The 18,163-nt window shown below is 64.1% G+C and carries 22 protein-coding genes and 1 other RNA gene; 13 read left to right on the top strand and 10 right to left on the bottom strand.

Features of this window, described 5'->3' with window-relative positions; all coding sequences use genetic code 11:
* Positions 1–26 precede the first annotated feature (26 nt).
* Entirely contained in the window at positions 27–473 is a 447-nt protein-coding gene (locus ACSQ3E_RS20195) for a GNAT family N-acetyltransferase (RefSeq protein WP_310321163.1), read from the bottom strand.
* A 207-nt stretch (positions 474–680) separates the two neighbouring features.
* Positions 681–1,520, bottom strand: coding sequence for an AAA family ATPase (locus ACSQ3E_RS20190; RefSeq protein WP_436124052.1), 840 nt, complete (start codon positions 1,518–1,520; stop codon positions 681–683).
* Between the two features lie 167 nt (positions 1,521–1,687).
* On the opposite strand from ACSQ3E_RS20190, the gene ssrS reads away from it, so the two are divergent.
* From ssrS to ACSQ3E_RS20165, 5 genes are all read left to right on the top strand, one after another.
* Positions 1,688–1,843: non-coding RNA, 6S RNA (gene ssrS / locus ACSQ3E_RS20185), on the top strand.
* A 116-nt stretch (positions 1,844–1,959) separates the two neighbouring features.
* Positions 1,960–2,544, top strand: a complete 585-nt coding sequence (locus ACSQ3E_RS20180; RefSeq protein WP_436124051.1) for a 5-formyltetrahydrofolate cyclo-ligase — start codon at positions 1,960–1,962, stop codon at positions 2,542–2,544.
* Positions 2,545–2,625: 81 nt separating this feature from the next.
* Entirely contained in the window at positions 2,626–3,450 is an 825-nt protein-coding gene (locus tag ACSQ3E_RS20175; protein ID WP_310321155.1) for a TIGR00282 family metallophosphoesterase, read from the top strand.
* A 163-nt stretch (positions 3,451–3,613) separates the two neighbouring features.
* Complete coding sequence (locus tag ACSQ3E_RS20170; protein ID WP_310321152.1) at positions 3,614–4,372, top strand: TerC family protein; 759 nt, start codon at positions 3,614–3,616, stop codon at positions 4,370–4,372.
* 222 nt (positions 4,373–4,594) lie between these two features.
* Positions 4,595–5,305, top strand: a complete 711-nt coding sequence (locus ACSQ3E_RS20165; protein WP_436124050.1) for a DNA helicase — start codon at positions 4,595–4,597, stop codon at positions 5,303–5,305.
* 46 nt (positions 5,306–5,351) lie between these two features.
* Here the strand turns inward: ACSQ3E_RS20165 and ACSQ3E_RS20160 are convergent, their stop codons facing one another.
* The gene (locus ACSQ3E_RS20160; RefSeq protein WP_436124049.1) at positions 5,352–5,714 is read right to left on the bottom strand and encodes a hypothetical protein; all 363 of its coding nucleotides are present in this window, start codon (positions 5,712–5,714) and stop codon (positions 5,352–5,354) included.
* Positions 5,715–5,725: 11 nt separating this feature from the next.
* On the bottom strand, positions 5,726–6,211 hold the full coding sequence (locus tag ACSQ3E_RS20155; RefSeq protein ID WP_436124048.1) for an SRPBCC domain-containing protein: 486 nt from the start codon (positions 6,209–6,211) through the stop codon (positions 5,726–5,728).
* A 51-nt stretch (positions 6,212–6,262) separates the two neighbouring features.
* On the opposite strand from ACSQ3E_RS20155, the gene ACSQ3E_RS20150 reads away from it, so the two are divergent.
* Positions 6,263–6,586: an ArsR/SmtB family transcription factor gene (locus ACSQ3E_RS20150; protein WP_436124047.1), complete on the top strand. Its 324-nt coding sequence runs from the start codon at positions 6,263–6,265 to the stop codon at positions 6,584–6,586.
* A 32-nt stretch (positions 6,587–6,618) separates the two neighbouring features.
* On the opposite strand, the gene ACSQ3E_RS20145 is transcribed toward ACSQ3E_RS20150, so the two are convergent.
* Positions 6,619–6,963, bottom strand: a complete 345-nt coding sequence (locus ACSQ3E_RS20145) for a winged helix-turn-helix transcriptional regulator (RefSeq protein ID WP_310321140.1) — start codon at positions 6,961–6,963, stop codon at positions 6,619–6,621.
* A 128-nt stretch (positions 6,964–7,091) separates the two neighbouring features.
* On the opposite strand from ACSQ3E_RS20145, the gene ACSQ3E_RS20140 reads away from it, so the two are divergent.
* Both ACSQ3E_RS20140 and ACSQ3E_RS20135 read left to right on the top strand, forming a co-directional pair.
* Entirely contained in the window at positions 7,092–7,793 is a 702-nt protein-coding gene (locus ACSQ3E_RS20140; RefSeq protein ID WP_436124046.1) for a glutathione S-transferase family protein, read from the top strand.
* Between the two features lie 166 nt (positions 7,794–7,959).
* Positions 7,960–9,411 (top strand): diguanylate cyclase, encoded by a 1,452-nt coding sequence (locus ACSQ3E_RS20135; RefSeq protein ID WP_436124045.1) that lies wholly within the window; start codon positions 7,960–7,962, stop codon positions 9,409–9,411.
* Positions 9,412–9,420: 9 nt separating this feature from the next.
* On the opposite strand, the gene ACSQ3E_RS20130 is transcribed toward ACSQ3E_RS20135, so the two are convergent.
* Complete coding sequence (locus ACSQ3E_RS20130; protein WP_436124044.1) at positions 9,421–10,227, bottom strand: MBL fold metallo-hydrolase; 807 nt, start codon at positions 10,225–10,227, stop codon at positions 9,421–9,423.
* A 165-nt stretch (positions 10,228–10,392) separates the two neighbouring features.
* On the opposite strand from ACSQ3E_RS20130, the gene ACSQ3E_RS20125 reads away from it, so the two are divergent.
* The 3 genes from ACSQ3E_RS20125 (at position 10,393) to ACSQ3E_RS20115 (ending at position 12,882) form a co-directional block, all read left to right on the top strand.
* Positions 10,393–11,142, top strand: a complete 750-nt coding sequence (locus ACSQ3E_RS20125) for a YebC/PmpR family DNA-binding transcriptional regulator (RefSeq protein ID WP_310321132.1) — start codon at positions 10,393–10,395, stop codon at positions 11,140–11,142.
* Positions 11,143–11,378: 236 nt separating this feature from the next.
* Positions 11,379–11,690, top strand: a complete 312-nt coding sequence (locus ACSQ3E_RS20120; RefSeq protein WP_436124043.1) for a SelT/SelW/SelH family protein — start codon at positions 11,379–11,381, stop codon at positions 11,688–11,690.
* A 115-nt stretch (positions 11,691–11,805) separates the two neighbouring features.
* A complete protein-coding gene (locus ACSQ3E_RS20115) occupies positions 11,806–12,882 on the top strand; it encodes a D-alanine--D-alanine ligase family protein (RefSeq protein ID WP_436124042.1) in 1,077 nt (358 codons plus the stop codon).
* Positions 12,883–12,976: 94 nt separating this feature from the next.
* On the opposite strand, the gene ACSQ3E_RS20110 is transcribed toward ACSQ3E_RS20115, so the two are convergent.
* Complete coding sequence (locus ACSQ3E_RS20110; RefSeq protein ID WP_436124041.1) at positions 12,977–13,465, bottom strand: DUF1772 domain-containing protein; 489 nt, start codon at positions 13,463–13,465, stop codon at positions 12,977–12,979.
* On the bottom strand, positions 13,462–14,307 hold the full coding sequence (locus tag ACSQ3E_RS20105; protein ID WP_436124040.1) for an NAD(P)H-binding protein: 846 nt from the start codon (positions 14,305–14,307) through the stop codon (positions 13,462–13,464). Before ACSQ3E_RS20105 ends, ACSQ3E_RS20110 begins: the two co-directional genes overlap by 4 nt.
* A gap of 98 nt (positions 14,308–14,405) precedes the next feature.
* On the opposite strand from ACSQ3E_RS20105, the gene ACSQ3E_RS20100 reads away from it, so the two are divergent.
* Positions 14,406–15,032 (top strand): TetR family transcriptional regulator, encoded by a 627-nt coding sequence (locus ACSQ3E_RS20100; protein WP_436124039.1) that lies wholly within the window; start codon positions 14,406–14,408, stop codon positions 15,030–15,032.
* Positions 15,033–15,157: 125 nt separating this feature from the next.
* On the opposite strand, the gene rpmE is transcribed toward ACSQ3E_RS20100, so the two are convergent.
* The gene (rpmE, locus tag ACSQ3E_RS20095) at positions 15,158–15,379 is read right to left on the bottom strand and encodes a 50S ribosomal protein L31 (protein WP_067956883.1); all 222 of its coding nucleotides are present in this window, start codon (positions 15,377–15,379) and stop codon (positions 15,158–15,160) included.
* 188 nt (positions 15,380–15,567) lie between these two features.
* On the opposite strand from rpmE, the gene ACSQ3E_RS20090 reads away from it, so the two are divergent.
* Positions 15,568–17,373: an ABC transporter transmembrane domain-containing protein gene (locus ACSQ3E_RS20090; RefSeq protein WP_436124038.1), complete on the top strand. Its 1,806-nt coding sequence runs from the start codon at positions 15,568–15,570 to the stop codon at positions 17,371–17,373.
* A 30-nt stretch (positions 17,374–17,403) separates the two neighbouring features.
* Here ACSQ3E_RS20090 and ACSQ3E_RS20085 read toward each other — a convergent pair whose 3' ends face one another.
* Positions 17,404–18,093 (bottom strand): nitroreductase family protein, encoded by a 690-nt coding sequence (locus ACSQ3E_RS20085; protein WP_436124037.1) that lies wholly within the window; start codon positions 18,091–18,093, stop codon positions 17,404–17,406.
* Positions 18,094–18,163 lie beyond the last annotated feature (70 nt).

The following is an 18,163-nucleotide window of genomic DNA, read 5'->3' as shown; positions in this document are numbered from 1 at the left end:
CGCCCGCGGCCCCGGCCCACAGATTTCTACAGCAGATCGTATTCGATGAAGCCGGTGCGGCGGGCGACGCGGTCGTAGAGCTTGCGCGCCGTGGCGTTGGTCTCGTGGGTCATCCAGTAGACATTGGTGACGCCGAGTTTGGCAGCTTCCTGCTTCACGGCCTCGATCAGGGCGGCACCCACGCCCTTGCCGCGCGCCGCCGGGTCGGCGAACAGATCCTGCAGGTAGCAGTTGTTGGCTTCCGACCAGCCCGAGCGGTGGTAGAGGTAATGGGTAAGCCCAACCGCCTTGCCATCGACGGTGGCGATCAGGCCCTTGGGCTCGAACTCGCCCTCGGTGAACAGGCGCTTCCACGCGAGCTCGTAGATCTTTTCGGGCAACACCGTGTTGTAGAAATCGAGATAGGCGGTCCACAACCGGCGCCATTCGGCGTGGTCGGCAAGCTCGAGCGGGCGAATTGTGATGTCGGTCATGGCTTTGCCTTCCGTGAGTGGATCGATTGCGCGCAAACTGCCTGAGCAATTTGGCGCGGCCAACGGTCCACAGCATGGGAATGGATTGGCCGGGCGGTGCCCAGCAAAGGCCGGGCAATGACGCGCACCTGCCCTTCGCTATGGCTTCGGGCGTTCGTCGCTCGACAAGCCAAGTCGTTGGCTTTTCGTCCGCTACGCGGACCACTCCTACCCCTGCCGCCGCGCCATGAACGCCAGGCGCTCGAAAAGATGCACGTCCTGCTCGTTCTTGAGCAGCGCGCCGTGCAGCTTGGGCAGCGCGTTCTTCGGGTCGGCACGCAGGTCCTCGGGCGCGACATCGTCGGCAACGAGCAGCCGGATCCAGTCGAGCGCTTCCGAGGTCGACGGCTTCTTCTTGAGGCCGGCCACTTCGCGGATCTCATAGAACTGGGTCAGTGCCGCGCGGACAAGGTTCTGCTTGATGCCGGGATAATGGACCTCGACGATTTTGTGCAGCGTCTCGACGTCGGGGAAGCGGATGTAGTGGAAGAAGCAGCGGCGCAGGAAGGCGTCGGGCAGCTCCTTCTCGTTGTTCGAGGTGATGATGACGATCGGGCGCACCTCGGCGCGGATCGTCTCGCCGGTCTCGTAGACGAAGAACTCCATGCGATCGAGTTCCTGCAACAGATCGTTGGGGAACTCGATGTCGGCCTTGTCGATCTCGTCGATCAGCAGAACGACTTTCCTGCCGGCGGCGAAAGCATCCCACAGCTTGCCGCGCTTGATGTAGTTCTTGATGTCGTTGAAGCGGCCGTCGCCGAGCTGGCTGTCGCGCAGGCGCGACACGGCATCATATTCGTAGAGCCCCTGCTGCGCCTTGGTGGTCGACTTGACGTTCCACTCGATCATCTCGAGGCCGAGGCCAGCGGCGACCTGGCGGGCCAGCTCGGTCTTGCCGGTGCCCGGCTCGCCCTTGACCAGCAGCGGCCGCTCCAGCGCGATCGCCGCATTGACCGCCACCATCAAATCCTTGTCGGCGACATAAGCCGACGTTCCTTCAAAGCGCATGCGTAACTCCAAATTCGTCGGCGCCGACACTAGGGAGGTGTGGGCTAAGGGGCAAGCGACGTCCCTTTTCCTCTTGCAGCAGAAGATCGCAACGGGCTCGCAAATATCGTTGCACGAACCGTCGCATTGCCATGGCGCATCGCGGCCACAGCGCCTATATTGGCGGTGACGGTCTGCGCTTCTCGGCAGGAGAGCATTTTCCCCGGGGCCTTAACGATCCTTAGGGAGCTGTCCCTGGGAAGACCCGTGGGTCTTTTCACACGGCGCCCACCTACTTTGTAGGTCTCCGGGATCGACTTCATCACCGGTTGCGTGGATCGTCACCCTCCCCACCCGGATAAAACCTGTCTACCCACGCCCTTAAAGCGTCGGTTTCCGCGTTGCCGATGCGGCAATCGGTGTGCCAAACACCTGCTACGACAGGAAAATGGGGCACGGCATGACTTCCCATCGCGAGATCAAGAAGCAGTTGCGCAAGGAAGCGCTGGCCCGGCGCGATGCGCTCGACCAGTTCTGGCGCATCGAGGCGTCGCTGGAGATGGCGGAGACCGCGCGCGACAATCTCCGGTTCGATCCCGGCACAATCGTCTCCGGCTTCTGGCCGATGCGCTCGGAGGTCGACGTCAGGCCGATGATGTTTGCGCTGCGTGAGCATGGCGCCCGGCTGTGCCTGCCGGCCATCCTCGACAAGCACACCATCGTTTTCCGCGAACTGGTGCGCGGCGCGCCGATGGTCGACATGGGTTTTGGCACCGTCGGACCACATGAGGAAGCCGAGGTGCTGGACCCCGAGATCATGCTGGTGCCGCTGGCAGCCTTCGACGCGCGCGGCCACCGCATCGGCTATGGCGCCGGCTATTACGACCGGGCGATCTCCAAGCTGCAGGACAAGGGCATCGAGCCCAGGCTGGTCGGCATCGCTTTCGACTGCCAGGAGGTCGAGCGCGTTCCCGACGAGAACCACGACGTGATCATCCCCGAAATCCTGACGGAAAGCGGGTTGCGCCGGTTCGAGCAGGCGTGAAGTGATCGGCCGGCGCGGATCGGGCAAATTCGGCCTACTCCACTTGCATGATTTCGCACTGGCCCTGTAGAAGCATTTTTTATGAGACTTCTTTTTCTTGGCGACATGGTGGGCAAGGCCGGACGCACAGCGGTGTGGAACCAGCTGCCCGGCCTGATTTCGGATTTCCGGCTCGATTTTGTCATCGTCAATGGCGAGAACGCCGCCGGCGGCTTCGGCATTACTGAAGAGATTTTCCGCGAAACGATTGCTGCCGGCGCCGATGTGGTGACGACGGGCAATCACGTCTGGGATCAGCGCGAGGCGCTGGCCTTTGCGCCCCGCGAGGAGCGTTTCCTGCGCCCGGCCAATTTTCCGAAGGGCACGCCGGGGCGCGGCTCAGGCCTGTACATCGCGAAGAACGGCGCGCGTGTTCTGGTGTCCAACATCATGGGCCGGGTGTTCATGCACCCCGAACTCGACGACCCGTTCCAGGCCGGCGAGCGCGAACTGGCCGCCTGCCCGCTGGGCGAACAGGCCGATGCCGTGGTGATCGACTTCCACGCCGAGGCAACGAGCGAGAAGATGTGCTTCGCGCATTTCGTCGACGGCCGCGCCAGCCTCGTTGTCGGCACGCATACCCACCAGCCGACCGCCGACCACCAGATCCTCAATGGCGGCACGGCCTATCTGACCGATGCCGGCATGTGCGGCGACTACGATTCCTCGCTCGGCATGGACAAGGAAGAGCCGCTCAACCGCTTCCTGTCGAAGGTGCCGAAGGGCCGCTTCGAGGCGGCCAACGGCCCGGCCACCATCTGCGGCGTCGGCGTCGACATCTCCGACCGCACCGGCCTCGCCGAACGGGTTGCGCCATTGCGTCGCGGGCCCCGGCTCGAAGAAACCGTCCCATCCTTCTGGTCCTGACATTGACGAGGGGCCAGTGGAAACCTACTTGCCCGCCGCACGTCAGCAAATGTTAGAGTACGGCGCGTTCATTTGGACGCGCGATGCCTTTGGCTTTGCATGTGCGGAAAGAGCGGCCGCCGGCCGCTCGAAAATTATTCAGAAAAACAACGGGGACACTTAGATGATCGAATTCCTGGCGCCGTATTTCGGCTTCATCAACGACCCGACCGCCTGGGTGGCGCTGCTGACCCTGATCGCGCTCGAGGTCGTGCTCGGCATCGACAATTTGATCTTCATCTCGATCCTGACCAACAAATTGCCCGAGCACCAGCGCGCCAAGGCGCGGCGGCTCGGCATCGGCGCGGCACTGATCATGCGGCTCGTGCTGCTGGCCACGATCTCCTTCATCGTTGCGCTGACGGCGCCCGTCTTCACGGCGTTCGGCCATGGCTTCTCCTGGCGCGACCTGATCCTGATCGCCGGCGGCCTGTTCCTGGTATGGAAGGCGACCAAGGAGATCCACCACTCGGTCGATCCCGAGGACCACAAGGACGAAATGGTGTCGCGGACGCTGCAGCTTTCGATGGGTGCTGCGATCTTCCAGATCTTGCTGCTCGACCTGGTGTTCTCGATCGACTCGATCATCACCGCTGTCGGCATGACCGACGAGATCGGCATCATGTACATCGCCGTGATCGTTGCCGTGACCGTGATGCTGCTGGCCGCGACTCCGCTCGCCAAGTTCATCGAGAAGAACCCGACGATCGTCATGCTGGCGCTCGGCTTCTTGCTGATGATCGGCATGACGCTGATTGCCGACGGCTTCGGCTACCATGTGCCCAAGGGCTACATCTACGCCGCCATGGGCTTCTCGGCGCTGGTCGAGGGCCTCAACATGCTGCAGCGGAACCGCCGCAGGAAAAGCGGCGCCGGCCACTGACGGACAGGACGAACGGCGGGCCAAAAGCCCGCCGTTTTCGTCTCGGCCAGCGATTTCACGCCGGCCGGAACCGGGCTATCATCTGATTCTGGCGCGGCCCACGCCTCCCCCCTCCAGCGGGAAAGTACATTTCGTGCAGGGTGCCTAAATCACCGAACCATCTGTTCGAGCACGTGCATAAGGAGGGGTTGCGACGACAGCTCGTATCTGGAGGTTCGCTCAATGAAACTTTCCGCGCCCATTCCCATGCTGAAGCGCAAGGCCAGGCTTCTGGCCAGGACGAAGACAATCCCTCTCCACGAAGCGCTCGACCAGGTCGCTGCCGACGAAGGCGTCGCCGGCTGGAGCCTGCTTGCCGCCAAGGCCGCTGCCGTGCGGCCGGCGGCAAAACTGTTCGCGCGGCTCACCCCCGGCGACATGGTGCTGCTCGGCGCACGACCGGGCCAGGGCAAGACGCTGATGGGCCTCGAACTCGCCGTCGAAGCGATGAAGGCTGGCCATCGCGGCAGCTTCTTCACCCTTGAATACACCGAGAAGGAAGTGCTCGACCGCTTCGGAAAGATCGGCGCCGACCCGGCGCAGTTTGGCGGCCTGTTCGAGCTCGACAGCTCCGACACGATCAGCGCCGCCCACATCGCCGGGCGCATGGCAACCGCGCAGCGTGGCACGGTGGTGGTGGTCGACTATCTGCAGCTGCTCGACCAGAAACGCGACAATCCGGAGCTGATGGAGCAGGTGCGGGCACTCAAGTCACTGGCACGCGACGAGGGGCTGATCGTGGTCATGATCTCGCAGATCGACCGCTCCTACGACCCGTCGGCTAAGGTGGTGCCGGACCTGGACGACGTCAGGTTGCCCAACCCGCTCGATCTCAAGCTGTTCGACAAGGCCTGCTTCCTCGCCAATGGCGAGGTGCGGTTCCACGCGGTTTGACGGGATCGGGCGGCGGGAGTGCCCCGCCGCTCGATCTGTTTCAGGCTCACCAGGCGTCGGGTTCGCGCACCATGTGCACGATGTTGGCCGGGTTCATGATCCAGCCGCCGCGAAAGGTCTCGCCGAGCGGCTCGATCGGGTCGCAGCGCACTGCGCCCGCATCGCCGAGTTGCTTGAGCGTGCCGGCAAAATCCGGCGTAAACAGCTCCAGCCAGACCTCGGCCTGGCTCATTGTCGGAGCCTCGTCGATCCAGAGCCGGTTCGGCCCGAGCTTGAATCCCACGGCTGGCAGCTTCTCCGGGATGGCTTCGAGGCCGACCACGTCGCGGTAGAAGGCGATGGTCGCCTCGTACTGGTGGCTCGGCACCTTCATGGCGATGTTGATGCCGCCTTGGATCCTTGCACCCATGTTTTCCCTCCTCACTTGCGTTCGCTTGTCGTTGGCAGTTGGCCGCGCATCTCGGAGGGGTAAAAACCCTCGCGCAGGTTGATGCCGTATTCGAGCCAGGCCTTCATCGCCGACAGCATCTCGGCCCAGCCCTCGCAGTTGCCGTAGGACGCCTTGCGTCCGACCGCGTCCTCGACCCAGCCGGATTCACCGATGGTGACGAAGGTCGAGCCGTCCTCGAGCACATCGAAGCCCATCTCGATTCTGGTCTTGTAAGCCGGCTGGCCCTCGGCCACCTCGGCGTCCCAGCGCAGCACGATGCGCTTGTCCAACTCGATCTCGTCGACCTCGACCGGCACCGAACCCCACCAGGTGACGGTGGTACCAGCGACCAGCGGCGCGCTGGCGCCGTTCAGCGTGGTGAAATAGCCGCCCAGCTTCTTCGGATTGACGACCGCGTCGAACACCTCGTGGACGGGCTTGGCGATACGCCCCGAAACCTTGAACCCCAAGGACATTGTGAGCCTCCTATGCTTGCACGCGGCAATAATGTGTTATAAAATTATAACATGTCAAGAGATTCGAAAGACGACAATGTTTTCAAGGCCCTGGCGCATCCGCGCCGGCGATTGATGCTGGACGTGCTGAAGGATGGCGCGCAGACGACGGGCGCCCTGTGCGAGCGCTTCGACGACATGGACCGCTGCACCGTGATGCAGCATCTGAAGGTTCTGGAGGAGGCCGATCTGGTGGTCGCCCGGCGCGAGGGGCGCGAGCGCTGGAACCACCTCAACTCGCTGCCGATCAAAGAAATCCACGACCGCTGGATCAGCGAATATGCCAGCCACGCGATGAGCATTCTCGATCGGCTGAAGCTCGACCTGGAAGGCTGAGACGCGGTCCGAGCTTTGATGTCAGCCCGTGACTAGGCGATCTTCGCCTTTCGCGCCTCGATGGTGGCACCATGCTCCTTGCCCCAACTGGCGAGCGGTCCGAGTGCTTCGTCGAGCGACTGACCGAGCGGCGTCGCCGAATACTCGACCCGCGGCGGCACTTCGTGGAAGATCTCGCGGTGGACGAGGCCATCGGCCTCCATTTCACGCAGTTGCTGGATCAGCATCTTCTCGCTGATATCGGGCACCAGCCGCTTGAGCTCGCCGAAGCGGCGCGGCTCGGTGTGCAGCAGCCACAGGATCAGCGCCTTCCACTTGCCGCCGATCACCTGGAAGGCGGGGCCGAGGCCACAACTTTCTGGTTGGGTCTTCGCCACGAGATCCTCAATTCTTACTTTGAAGTCAGTACCTTACCAAAATGTAGGTACTTGTTGGAACGAGTTCAATGCATAGGTTCTGCGGCACGCCGCGACTGTTTCGCGGTCCGATTTCAAGAGGATATGACATGGAACCTGTGCTCTTCTACGGCGTGCCGCATGGCTGCTCGTTCGGCTCGATCGTTGCGCTCGAATGGCTCGGCCTACCCTACCGCCTGCACCGCATTGACATGGTGGAAGACTCGCCGGGCTTCGAGAAGATCAGCCCGCTCGGCCAGACGCCGGCAATGATCACGGCAGACGGCAGGCCGCTGACTGAAAGCCTGGCGATCCTGCACAACATCGCCGCCCGCGGCCTCGACAAGGGTCTTGGCTTCGCCCAGGGCAGCAAGGCGTTCGACGAGCTGAACTGGATGCTGGCCTATCTCCATACGACCCTGCACTCGACGTTGGGTTATGGTTGGAACGCATACAAGCTCGCTGACGACGACCACGCGGGCAAGGCGTTCCTGCGCAAACTCGCCCGCGAGAAATCGGCGAATGCCTTCGCCTATCTTCAGGGCGTGCTCGATAACAGCGAATGGCTGGTCGGCGACCACAGGACGGTGGCCGACGCCTATTTCATCGGCATCGCGCGCTGGGGCTCGGACCTCGACTTGTTCGACATGGCGAGTGAGTTCCCCGGCATCCACAAGCACATGGCAAAGCTCGAAGCCGACCCGGCGGTGATCTTCGCCCATGCCATCGAGGACGAACGGGACGCCATATCATCTGGCGGGTTCCGCGGTCACGCCACCATCGAGGAGCTTGAGCCGCGCATCGCCGCCTGACCTGTCATGCCTTCCGCGCCCATGGGTTGTGGGAGGCGCGCTCGCCACGGCCAACGAAAAGCTTGGACGTGGCGAGCATCACAATGTACATCAGAAGGAACTTATTAAGCTCGGATAAACGCTTGTTGGCCAACAATCCGAGCAGGGATTTGCATACGGACGGGGAATGCTGACTGCCACCCGGGAACTGCCTGTCAGGCCGCACACTGAACCGCAACTTGCGATTGCTCTGATCGTTGCCGGCATTGTCTTCCTCGCATCGTTCTTCGGCATACTGACACGACCGGTCGGCTTCCTGGCCGCGGTCTGGCCGGCGAACGCTCTCCTGCTCGGCATGATGGTCCGCAACCCGAGCTTCGCCACACCCTTGGGCTGGCTCGCCGCCTTCGTCGGCTACATCGTGGCCGACCTTTCAACGGGCGGAAATTTCTTCGTCACCTTGTGGCTGACGATCGCCAACATCACCGGGGCGCTGACCGGATACCTGCTGTTCAGGCTGGTGCCGGAGAGCGACCGCTGGCTGCAGCGGCCGTCATCGGTGCTGCACCTCTTCGCGATCTGCTGCGCGGTGGCGCTGGCTGCGTCCACCGCCGGCGGCGGGGCCGCCCGCCTGCTGTTTGGCAAGGACTTCCTCAGCGGCATCACCTTCTGGTTCATCACCGAACTGGTCAATAGCCTGATCATCCTTCCGGTGCTGCTGACCTTCCCCGGCTTCCGCAGGCTGCGCGAACATTGGCCGGCCAGCTTGTCGCCCGCCCTGCTCCAGCATGCCTTGCCGATGCTGGTGCTTGTGGCTTCGGTAGCACTCGCCATCATGCTGGGCGGGCCAGGCGCACTGGCGATGCCCATCCCTGCCCTGCTGTGGTGCTCGCTGACCTACAGGACATTCACCACTTCGGTGCTGACCATGTTGCTGTGCACGTGGCTTTTGATCTCGATCCCGGCAAATCTCATTCCGCTGCCCGAGTTGCCCGATCCGCTACGCTCGCTGGACTCGCTGCGGCTCGGCATCGCATTGATGGCGCTGTGTCCGCTGACGGTTGCCAGCATCAACGCCGCGCGCGTCGAGCTGATCGAACGCCTGTCGCGTGCTGCCAACCACGACTCGCTCACCGGCGCGCTGTCGCGCGGTGCCTTCATCGAACGCAGCGAAGCCTGCCTGCAGGTGAACCGCGACCACGGCACGGCACTGCTGATGCTCGACATCGATCACTTCAAGAACATCAACGACCGCTTCGGCCATGCCGGCGGCGACGCGATGTTGAAGGAATTCGTCGTCCTGGTCTCTCGCTTGCTGCGCCCGTCCGACCTGTTTGGCCGCATGGGCGGCGAAGAATTCGCCGTGGTGCTGCCGGGTCTCGACATGATCGCGGCAACCTCGCTCGCCGAGCGCATCCGCCAGGCGCTTGAAACACAGGCGATCCCAATGCCATCAGGCGGCGAGGTCTGGGCCACCGTCAGCATCGGCGTGACGACGCGTGCGCCCGGGGAGCAAACGGATTTCGACGGCATGATGCTGGCTGCCGACCGCGCGCTCTACGAAGCCAAGGACGCCGGACGAAACATGGTTCGGGTCGGCGCACTGCAGACCGAGGCCGCAGCCCCGACCCTGAACTAAGCATCGGCTTCAGACCCCGTCGAGAATGACGATCGTCGGCCGCGGCGGCAGCGACCTGAGCGACACCTTCAGCGAGCGGCGGTTGCGGAACTCGACGGCAAAACCATCGCCCATCATGCCGGTGAACTCGCCGATCGGGGTTGAGTGCCGGTGCATCGGCAGGATCATCGACGAATAGAGCCGGGTGGTGATCTCGGTCATCGCATCGATCGACAAGGTCATGCCGCCGTCGATCGGCACCATGACGACGTCGAGCCGGCCGATGGCGCCATAATGCGCATCTTCCAGCCGGTGATGCAGATGGCCGAGATGGCCGATGCACAGGCCGGCAACCTCGAAGATGAAGATCGAATTGCCGTCGCGCTCCATCTCACCGAAGCGCCTGATATCGGTCGGCACGTTGCGGACATAGACGTCGTCGACCACAAGCGCATGCCTGGCCGGCCCGCCATCGGGGTTCCAGCCGCGCAGGACATGTTCGATACCCTGGCCGGGCAGGTCGGTGTAGTGGGTGCGGTGCGCCTTGTTCATGGTGACGACGCGCGGCAGCGGGTTTGCGCCGTAGATGCCGCTGTAGTCGGTGGCGATGCGCACGCCGCCCGGCGTCTCGATGACATAGGTCGAGTGGCCGGCATAGGTGATGGTGACGTCGCCATCGACGAATGTCTGGGCCGGCGTGAAGCTGGCATAGGTCACTTCCGGCAGCGCCTGGGCGATGGCCATGCACTTGCTCGGCACCTGATCGTCCGCCGTCCATGCCGGCATCGAAGTGAACAACAAGGTGGCGAGACAGGCTACGAACAGGCGAAGGGGCATGGTGCTCTCGGGCGTTCGGGCTGAAACACACTATCTCAGCAGCCACGCAGCACGCGGAGTCACGTTTTCGCGAGTACCGGAAAGCCCAGATGTCTGGACGTATTGAGCCGATTTATCTATAAGGCGGCCCATTCAAACACTGCCGAAGCGACAAACAGGGGTCCCATGGCCGGCCATTCACAGTTCAAGAACATCATGCACCGCAAGGGCCGCCAGGACGCGGTGCGGTCGAAGATGTTCTCCAAGCTTGCACGCGAAATCACCGTTGCAGCAAAGACCGGCGTGCCCGACCCGACGATGAACCCGCGCCTTCGCCTTGCCGTGCAGAACGCCAAGGCCGTGTCGATGCCCAAGGACAACATCGCGCGCGCCATCTCCAAGGCCTCGATGGGCGACGCCGAGAACTATGAAGAAGTGCGCTACGAAGGCTATGGCCCAGGTGGCGTTGCCCTCATCGTCGAGGCGCTGACCGACAACCGCAACCGTTCGGCGTCCAACGTGCGCGCGGCCTTCACCAAGGCCGGCGGGGCACTGGGCGAAACCGGCTCGGTGTCGTTCATGTGGGACCGCGTCGGCGAAATCGTCTATCCGGCAACCGCCGGCGACGCCGACAAGGTCATGGATGCCGCCATCGAGGCAGGCGCCGACGACGTGCAGTCCGACGAGGACGGCCACACCATCACCTGCGCTTTCGAAAACCTCAGCGAAGTGTCCAAGGCGCTCGAAAGCTCGCTCGGTGACGCCGAATCGGTGAAGATCATCTGGAAGCCGCAGAACAACATCCCCGTCGACGAAGAACGCGCCCAGTCGCTGATGAAGCTCGTCGGCACGCTCGAAGACGACGACGACGTGCAGAACGTCTACGCCAACTTCGAAGTCGACGAAGCAACACTGGCCAAGCTCAGCGCGGCTTAATCTTTGAACGCCCCGGAAAAACGCCGGGGCGTTTTCGTTTGACGCTTTCGTCCTGCGTCCTTCGAGGCTCGCCCGTGGGGCGAGCACCTCAGGATGAGGACCGTGGCGGCCGGCACGACCTGGTGTTGCCACAGGCCTGAACATCGACCGCTGGAGGGACGGCACGGTCCTTCCTCATCCTTGAGGTGCCCGCGAAGCGGGCCTCGAAGGACGCACCACTCAGCACCGGGTTGCCCATGACCGACGCCCCTTTGCCCCAGATCCGCATCACCTACTGCACCCAATGCATGTGGCTGCTCCGTGCCGGGTGGATGGCGCAGGAGCTGTTGTCGACCTTTGGCACCGAGCTTGGCGAGGTGACGCTGGTGCCGGGCACGGGCGGGGTGTTCACCATCACCTGCAACGACACGCTGGTGTGGGACCGCAAGCGCGACGGCGGCTTTCCCGATGCAGCCAAGCTGAAACAGCTGGTGCGCGACATCATCGACCCCGAGCGCGACCTCGGCCATTCCGACCGCAAGGGCCACACGTCCAAGGAAAATGGCTGAGCCGGCGAAAGCCGCACAAACCCTGACGCGACGCCACAGATAAGTTCGAATTGCTGAGCAAGCAGGACATCGCGCCACGGCATGGCGCGAACCCAGCGGCAGGCGGAAAGCACCCATGACCACCAAACCACGTATCGCAGTTCTTTTCGGCGGACGCTCCTCCGAGCACGACGTCTCGCTCATGTCGGCAAGCAACGTCGTCAAGGCGATCGACGCGTCCAGATACGAGGTGGTGCCTGTCGGCGTCGCGCGCGACGGCCGCTGGTTCCTGGCCGCGCTCGACCGCGACGGCGCGCTACCCAAGGCCGTGCCCGTGGGCGGCACTGAGGTGGCGCTGGTGCCCGGCGGAAAGGGACGGCTGGTCGCCCTACCCGCCGGCGAAGCGCCATTCGAGCTGCCCAGGGTCGACGTGCTGTTTCCGGTACTGCATGGCCCGTTCGGCGAGGATGGCGCGGTCCAGGGTCTCGCCGAGGTGGCCGACATTCCTTACGTCGGCTCCGGCGTGCTCGGCTCGGCCAACGCCATGGACAAGGACGTTGCCAAGCGGTTGATGAAACAGGCCGGGGTGCCGGTCGCGCGTGGCGTGACCGTGCATTTTGGCGGCCGGCCGTCTTTCGACGCCATCAAGGCCGAGCTCGGGCTGCCTGTTTTCGTCAAGCCGGCGCGGCAAGGCTCATCCGTCGGCGTCAGCAAGGCCGAGACGGCGGAGCAGCTGGACAAGGCGCTGGCCGAGGCCTTCAAATATGACCGCAAGGTGCTGATCGAGGAATTCGTCGCCGGCCGCGAGGTCGAGTTCGCCGTGCTCGAGGCGCCCGATGGATCGCTCTCCGTCTCCGTGCCGGGCGAGATCGCGCCGGCGGCGAGCCACGGCTTCTACACCTACGAGGCCAAGTACATCGATGCCGACGGCGCCGCCTTGCGCATCCCGGCGGAGCTGCCCGAGGCGGCCACCACAAAGCTGCAGGAGGTCGCCCGCAACGCCTTTTTGGCGCTCGGCTGCGAGAGCATGGCGCGCGTCGACTTCTTCGTGAAGGCGGATGGCACAGCACTGGTCAACGAGGTCAACACCATCCCCGGCTTCACCAACATCAGCATGTATCCGAAGACGATGGCGGCTTCCGGCGTGCCTTACCCCGATCTGGTAGGCCGGCTGATCGAACACGCCGTGGCGCGCTGGAAGCGCCAGGCTTGAGACTGAAAAGGCCGGGTCATCCCCGGCTATTTCAGTTTCTTGCTTTTTGCATCGTGCTTTTCCTGAGATCGAACCCGATCTTCGGGCCGATGCGTCATGCGGCGCGGGCAAAGGCCATGACGAACGACGCCAGCGACACCAGGCATGCGACCGTGCGGACATGGTTCCACGGCAGCCACTCCTTGAGGTAGCGCGCCCACATCACAGTACCATCGGCGCTTGCCGGATCGACGGCGGCGAGCGCATCGTTGAGCGGCACGTTGAAGACCATAGTCACCAGGAAGCAGCCCACGAGATAAGCGACGCTGCCGGCCAGCAGCCAGGCCGCGCCCGCCTCGCTCCAGCCGAAGATCGCCTTGGCGCCGAGGACCAGCGACAGCACCACGAGCCCCATGAACACCAGCATGAACAGCGGGTTGATGATGGTGACGTTGATCTGCTGCATGGCGGCGATGCCTTGCGGCACCGGCAACCGCGCGAACGATGCCATGATGGTGTTGGAGAAGATGAAGAACAGGCCGGCGGCGATACCGCTGCCAAGCATGGCGACGAAGACGAGTGCGGTGAAAACAGACGCGATCATTGTGCTTCTCCCCAGATACCGGTTGCGGCGGCATTGTTGGCATAGTCGGTGAAGTCGCGCGCGGGGCGGCCGAGCGCCCGGCTGACGCCATCCACAACATGCTGGTTGCGACCATCGAGCACCTCGGTGAACAGCATCATCAGCAGGCCGACGAGATCCTCAGGCAGCTGTGCTGCAATAAGGCCCGCCTTGAAGTCGCCGATACTGATCTCGACAAAGCGGATATCACGGCCGGTGGCCCTGGCGATCTCGGCAGCAGCCTCGGCAAAGGTCAGCAGGCGCGGCCCTGTGAGTTCGTAGAGATGGCCGATGTGGCGGTCATCGGTGAGGGCAGCGACCGCGGCGTCGGCGATGTCGTCGCAATCGACGAAAGGCTCGCCGACAGCTCCCACTGGCAATGCCACCTCCCCGGAAAGCACTGCATCGAGCAAGAAGCTCTCGCTGAAATTCTGCATGAACCAGCTGCAGCGCAGGATCGTCCAGTCGGCGCCGGACTGCTGCACCAGCTCCTCCGCCCGCTGCGCCGCGGGTTCGCCGCGGCCGGACAGAAGCACCAGGCGCTTGACCCCCATGGCGACGGCAAGCTGGGCGAAGGCGCCGACGGCCTCGTCAGCACCCGGTACGGTAAGGTCGGGGTAATAGCAGACATAGGCGGCGCGAACGCCATCGAGAGCTGCGGCCCAGGTCTTGGGATCCTCCCAGTCGAAGGACGGGGTGGCACTGCGCGAACCGATGCGGACCGGCAAGCCATGGGCTGCGAGCTGCTCGGCGATGCGGCGGCCGGTCTTGCCGGTGCCGCCAAGGATGAGAATGGGCTTCATGTCATGCTGGGATGCGGTCATTTTGGCCTCCTTCATTAATGTGAGTAATCCTCACATTTGCAAATGTGATAAACCCTCATATTATGCAGGTCAAGCGGATTCGTTGCGGGCGAGACACCATGGAAGCGATCGAAGACAGCTCGGGCCAGGCGCTGCGGCGTGCGCCGAGCCAGAAACGCAGCCAGGAGCGCGTCGAGCGCATGCTGCAGGCGGCGAGTGCGCTGGTTGCCGAGGCCGGCAGCGACGCCATGCGCATGGGCGAGGTGGCTGAACGCGCCGGCGTGTCGATCGGCTCGCTCTACCAATACTTTCCCGACAAAGGCGCGATCATCCGCACGCTGGCCGAGCGCTACAACGCCGAAGGCCGCGCCTGCATTTCGGATGGGCTCGCCGGCGTGGGCGACATGAAGGGGCTGATCGACGCCTTCGGCGGGCTGATCGACGTCTATTACGGCATCTTCCTCGCCGAACCTGTCATGCGCGACATCTGGTCGGGCACGCAGGCTGACAAGGCGCTGCGCGACATCGACCTGCGCGACTCCAGGGCCAATGGCGCGCTGCTGGCGGAAGCCTGGCACCGCGTCGCGCCCGACGCCGATGCGGCAGAGGTCGAGCGTAGGGCATTCCTAATCATGTCGCTGGGCGAGGCGACAATGCGGCTCGCGATCTCGGTCGAACGCGCTGAGGGAGACGCGCTGGTGGCCGACTACAAGGCGATGGCGCTGCGGGAGATTGGGGCGTTTTAGGGAGAGGGAGGGCGTCAGCGCCCGGCCCATCCTCACGCGTCTGTGCTACACTCGCGTGCACACGATCCGCCAAACAAAAAACCCGCCACGAGGGCGGGTTCTTGTATTCGGTGAAGCGGGCCGGCTTAGATGCCGAGGCCTTCGTAGCGCTTCTTGAACTTCGACAGACGGCCACCGCGGTCGAGCAGGTTGTGCTGGCCGCCGGTCCAGGCCGGGTGCGTGGTCGGGTCGATATCGAGGTTCATCGTATCGCCTTCCTTGCCCCAGGTGGAGCGGGTCAGGTATTCGGTGCCATTGGTCATGACGACCTTGATGGTGTGGTAGTCGGGATGGATATCGGCTTTCATCGCTCTGTTCCTGCTGTCGCGGCGCGGCTTGCGCAGGTATCCTGCGGCGATGCGCCTCTTTCGAAAATTCGAAGCCACGGCTAGATAGGCCACGGCTTCAGAAACGGTCGGCGTGCCTATACATCAGCCGATTTCGAATCACAAGGCCGCGCAGCCGGCAAATGGCCCGCGGCCGAGAGGGAATTGACATGGCGAACACCACAACGGCCGCTAATGAAGAGCGCCGGCGTTCGCTGCGCCCGCTGAGCAGGCTTTCGCCCTATCTCTATCGCTATCCCAGGCTGGTCGTCGGCGCCATCATTTCGCTGGTCGCTGCCGCCGTCACCACGCTGACGCTGCCGATCGCCGTGCGCCGGATGATCGACCACGGCTTCTCCTCGGCCGATTCGAACTTCATCGCCAAATACTTCGCCATGCTGGTGGCGATCGCGGCCCTGCTCGCGCTGGCCTCGGCCTGCCGCTACTATTTCGTCATCACGCTGGGCGAGCGCGTCGTCTCCGACATCCGCCGCGACGTCTTTTCGCATGTCACCTCGCTGTCGCCGGCCTTCTTCGACACGGCGATGTCGGGCGAGATCGTGTCGCGGCTTGCCGCCGACACCACCCAGATCAAGTCGGCCGTCGGCGCCACCGCTTCGGTCGCCCTGCGCAACGTCATCCTCGGCCTTGGCGCGCTCGCCATGATGGTGGTGACCAGCCCCAAGCTGTCGGGCCTCGTCATCGCAGCGATTCCTTTGATCGTGCTGCCGCTGGTCGCCTTCGGCCGCTCGGTGCGGCGCAAGTCGCGGCTGGCGCAGGACACGCTTGCCGACGCCACGGCCTTTGCCAGCGAGCAGATCGGCGCCATCCGCACGCTGCAGGCCTTCACCAACGAAAAGCTCGTCACCGGCCGCTTCGCCGCCGCCGTCGAGACTGCCTTCAACGCCGCCCGCGCCTCGGTGCTGGCCCGCGCCGTGCTGACCTTCTTTGCCATCTTCACCATCTTCGCCTCGGTCGTTGCCGTTTTGTGGTTCGGCTCGCGCGACGTGCTCGAAGGCGTGGTGTCGCCCGGCACGCTTGGCCAGTTCCTGCTCTATTCGGTGTTTGCCGCCGGCGCGCTTGGCGCACTGTCGGAGGTGTGGGGCGAACTCAGCTCCGCCGCCGGTGCCGCCGAACGCATCACCGAGATCCTGGCTGAACAGCCGACCGTCGCGGCACCGGCCTCACCGGTCGCCCTGCCCGCCAGGAGCAGCGGCGCGATCGAATTCCGCGACGTGACCTTCTCCTACCCGGTCAGGCCCGACCGCGCCGCCGTGCATGGGCTGAGCTTCGCTGTGAAGCCGGGCGAGACTGTCGCCATCGTCGGCCCCTCGGGCGCCGGCAAGAGCACGGTGTTTTCACTGCTGCTGCGTTTCTACGATCCCGAAGCCGGTGCTGTGCTGATCGACGGCATCGACCTCCAGAAGGCCGATCCGCAGGCCGTGCGCGACCGCATCGCCATCGTACCGCAAGACGTAACCGTGTTTGCCAGCACGGCGGGCGAGAACATCGGCTTCGGCCGGCCCGGCGCATCGCAGGCCGACATCGTCAAGGCGGCCGAGGCAGCACTCGCCGACGAGTTCATCGAAAAGCTGCAGAACGGTTACGACACCGAAGTCGGCGAACGCGGCGTGACGCTCTCGGGCGGCCAACGCCAGCGCATCGCCATCGCCCGAGCGATCCTGCGCGACGCCCCGATCCTGCTGCTCGACGAGGCGACATCGGCGCTCGACGCCGACAGCGAGCGGCAGGTGCAGACCGCGCTCGAGCACCTGATGCAGGGCCGCACCACCATCGTCATCGCGCACAGGCTGGCGACCGTGCTGAAGGCCGACCGCATACTTGTCATGGATGGTGGCCGCATCGTCGAGGAAGGCACGCATGCCAGCCTCGTCGCCAAGGGCGGCATCTATGCCCGTCTCGCCAAGCTCCAGTTCGACACCGGCGCCAGCGCCTTCCAGGGCGCCGCGGAGTAGGCTAACGAGCGAGCCCTCGTCTTAGGGCCCTCACAGGAACGTCGCGATCTCCGACAGCGGGCGCTTTTCGGTGGCATGGACGGGGATCGTGGCGCCCTCCTTGGGGTAGCCGACGACCATTAGGATATAGGGCTTGTCGTGCGGGTCGCGGCCGCAGATCTCGTTGAGGAAGCTCATCGGGTTCGGCGTATGTGTCAGCGTCGCCAGGCCGGCGCGATGCAATGCGGCGATCAGGAAGCCGGTGGCGATGCTGACCGATTCGGGCACGTAATAATTCTTGCGCGACACACCGTCGGCCGAGCGGCTCTTGCGCTCGCCGAAGATGCAGATCAGCCACGGCGCTTCTTCCAGGAAGGGCTTGGAGGCATCGGTGCCGAGCGGCGCCAAAGCCTTCAGCCATTCCTCGCCGGCGCGGCCCTCGTAGAAGGCGCGCTCCTCGATCTCGGCCGCTTCGCGAATCTGGCGTTTGATGTCGGCGTCGCCAATGACGGCGAAGTGCCAGGGCTGATGGTTGGCACCGTTGGGTGCTGTGCCGGCAGCCATGATGCAGGTTTCGATGATGTCGCGCGGCACCGGCCGCGTCGAGAAATCGCGCACGGTGTGGCGTGTACGGATCTCGTCATAAAACGACTGCGCCCCGGCGCGCATCTCCTCGACCGGCTTTTCCTTGTAGTCGGGCAGCGGCAGCGTGCGATAGGCGTGCGCGGTTGAGACGGTCATGTGTTCCTCCCCAGGATCTCGATTGCGGCGACAATCTCGAATGCCATCGCCCGCGTCAACGGGGATTGGC

This window comes from Aminobacter sp. LjRoot7 (assembly GCF_964252895.1).
Lineage (GTDB): Bacteria > Pseudomonadota > Alphaproteobacteria > Rhizobiales > Rhizobiaceae > Aminobacter > Aminobacter aminovorans_B.
Note: the sequence above shows the minus strand (reverse complement) of the source record. Positions and strands in the feature narration are given on the sequence as shown.